General features: G+C 52.8%; 1 protein-coding gene and 1 pseudogene. One reads left to right on the forward strand and one right to left on the reverse strand.

All coding sequences use genetic code 11. From position 1 onward, the window contains the following. Positions 1 to 402 (reverse strand): annotated as a pseudogene (locus tag GGQ85_RS20720) (hypothetical protein); the annotation flags it as partial. 383 nt (positions 403 to 785) lie between these two features. Here GGQ85_RS20720 and GGQ85_RS20725 point away from each other — a divergent pair. Continuing rightward, positions 786 to 1,067, forward strand: a complete 282-nt coding sequence (locus GGQ85_RS20725; RefSeq protein ID WP_309776089.1) for a hypothetical protein — start codon at positions 786 to 788, stop codon at positions 1,065 to 1,067. The last annotated feature ends 347 nt before the right edge of the window (positions 1,068 to 1,414 follow it).

Below are 1,414 nucleotides of genomic sequence, written 5' to 3' on the forward strand. Positions count from 1 at the left end.
TTTGCTGGTCAATTCTGGCGTTAACAGGATGCCACCCAGCGTCCAAACACCGATGAAGAAAAAGAAGCAGAACGCACGCACCATTTCCTCAGTATTGAGGCGTATTCCAATGGTGACGCGATCCATTGACCGTAACATTGCTTCGCCGAGAGGTGTCTTCTCGAGAAAGCAACCGGCAAGAAGTCCGACCGCGGCAACGAGGACCAGAAATCCGAAGTCTTGGGTCAGCACGTTGGAGAGTTCTAGTGGCTGGCCCGCGACGTCGTAAGCGCAGAACCATTTCACGTGGGCGCTGGCATTGGCAGTGCTCGTCACGGCGAACAGCAAAGCGAGGAGACACCGGGCGAGGACGAGAGACGAGTTTCGCAGCACGGGAATGCTCCCTCGAAAAAGGCGAATCATCGCCAAACCCGAATCAACTAGAACGTGCTTTCGAGATGTTAATATACGAAAAATTGAAGATTGGAAAACAACAACCTCGATCCTTTAGGCTGTTGACCGTATATTGTTATCGTCACCGGCATAAAAGTTGGTGGATGAGGTTCTTGAATTTCCATCGCATAGCGGCTGGACCTAAATGTCTCTTCAAAGCATGCGGAACCATGGCGTCATCGTCTTAGGACGAGGGGATAGCTCTGCGTGACCGGTCCCTTAATCCTCAGCGGGGTGCGAGCGGCGCAAAAGCATTAGATGCGTCTCGCCTTCCATTGAGCCGCTCTCGCTGACGGGAACCGAGAAGAAGGCGCTGATTGAATTTCTGCAAACACTGACGGCCGACTCGCCTAATGCGCAGCTATAAGGGTAAAATCATTAAGAAGCCTGCCTCGTTCGATCAGGTGGCCAGCCGCGATAGCAAAGCGCCGAGCAAACCGAAGCCGGCAAAAAGCAATATGCCCGCGAAGATCTCCAGTATTTTTGAATGGATGGGGTCCCTATTCGCGGCCCACGCCAGTAAAACGCCAGCCACAATGGCCGCGACACTCAATAGGACAAACATCCGATCTCCGACGCTCACTTACATCAAGGATGGATCGAAGAAGTTGATAGCTAATGGTGCCAATATCTAAAAATTGAAGGACGCTGGTCGTTGCTATAAAGCCCTTGGACGCTCGCTCCATCTGCACCCGCTCACTTTTTTCCAAGAGCTGGGGGAACGGAGTCGGCGCAACGAGACACAATGGTCAGCCGGTAAGGCAAACGGCCTTGCCAAGCCGTCGGCAACGACGGAAGCATGAGCACAAGAGCGCCGCCACAGTACTGTTAAACGTTTCGCCGTAATCTGTAGTGAGAGTTTTGGGAGGATGATTGTGGTTCAACATTCTCACGGGCCGAATGATCTCGGTGAGGTAGAGGTAGTCAAATCCGAAACGGGATTCATTCACTACGCGCTCGATGTCACGGCCATCGTGGCCAT

This window comes from Nitrobacter vulgaris (assembly GCF_031453995.1).
GTDB classification, from domain to species: Bacteria; Pseudomonadota; Alphaproteobacteria; order Rhizobiales; family Xanthobacteraceae; genus Nitrobacter; species Nitrobacter vulgaris.

What these genes read in the sequence shown, in the direction of transcription:
- GGQ85_RS20725 (WP_309776089.1), top strand. Translation starts at nt 786, where the DNA reads ATGCGCAGCTATAAGGGTAAAATCATTAAGAAGCCTGCCTCGTTCGAT.